Origin of the sequence: Thalassobius vesicularis (assembly GCF_004799325.1) — a bacterium.
In the GTDB taxonomy this organism is placed as follows: domain Bacteria; phylum Pseudomonadota; class Alphaproteobacteria; order Rhodobacterales; family Rhodobacteraceae; genus Thalassobius; species Thalassobius vesicularis.
The window spans coordinates 1-755 of the sequence record NZ_SSMD01000027.1 but is presented as its reverse complement, the minus strand read 5'-3'; the positions used below and the strand labels follow the sequence as shown (position 1 = coordinate 755).

Below are 755 nucleotides of genomic sequence, written 5' to 3'. Positions count from 1 at the left end.
ACTTCCAGATCCCAAGCCAGATCGCCGCGCCGGATTTCCGTAAGCTGCGTGCCAAGAAAGGCGGCACGAAGTTGGCCCGCCACTTCCGTGGCGGTCAGGCCAAGCGCCTCTGCCCCCGGCGATAGGGTCAGTCGCAACTCGGGCGCGCCCGGACGCAAGTCGAGGATCGCGTTACGCACACCGGCGTAGGTTTCGAGTTCAGCCAAAGTGGCACGCCCTGCCGCTTCGAGCGTGACAAGGTCAACGTGAGACAGGCGCAGTTCAACGGCTATACCCTGAGGGCCAATCCCCGGTTCAGTCAGGATTAGGGATGATACTCCAGCCAATGGGCCGATTTCCTCTCGCCATAGCGAGACTATCTCATCCAATGTATTTGCGCGGGTCTCGGCGCCGAGAAGGTCCACTGCAACGGTGGCGACATGAGCGCCAGTCTCGCCGGTCGACAGGTTGCGGCCAAGTCGGGTAATGCGACGGATTACGAGTGCCTGCGACGCAGGCTGTTCGGGCGAGAGGCGCTCATTCACTCGGTCCAGAGCAGCCTCAACCTGTACAACTGCCTCTGTGGTTCGCGCCAGCGGAGTACCGGCAGGCAGCATCAATCGCGCTTCGAGAACATCGCCATCTATTTCAGGCATAGCCTCCCGTTTGACCACGCCACCCATGAGAGCGCCAACCGTCAGGATCAGGGCACCAATGGCTAGGCCTACGACCAGCCAGCGTGCCTTTATCGCTGCGTCAGCCAGACGGCCCACACC

Annotated in this window: 2 protein-coding genes; one reads left to right on the top strand and one right to left on the bottom strand. The window is 61.9% G+C overall.

The annotated features are described in order from the left end of the window. A partial coding sequence (locus E7681_RS18630; protein ID WP_136340764.1) for a hypothetical protein occupies positions 1–206 on the bottom strand: 206 nt, incomplete at its 3' end. A gap of 213 nt (positions 207–419) precedes the next feature. On the opposite strand from E7681_RS18630, the gene E7681_RS18625 reads away from it, so the two are divergent. Further along, positions 420–701: a hypothetical protein gene (locus tag E7681_RS18625; protein WP_136340763.1), complete on the top strand. Its 282-nt coding sequence runs from the start codon at positions 420–422 to the stop codon at positions 699–701. Positions 702–755: the final 54 nt, after the last annotated feature.

Excerpts from the sequence above, each read along its gene's own strand:
- E7681_RS18625 (WP_136340763.1), top strand. The coding sequence starts at position 420 with ATGAGCGCCAGTCTCGCCGGTCGACAGGTTGCGGCCAAGTCGGGTAAT.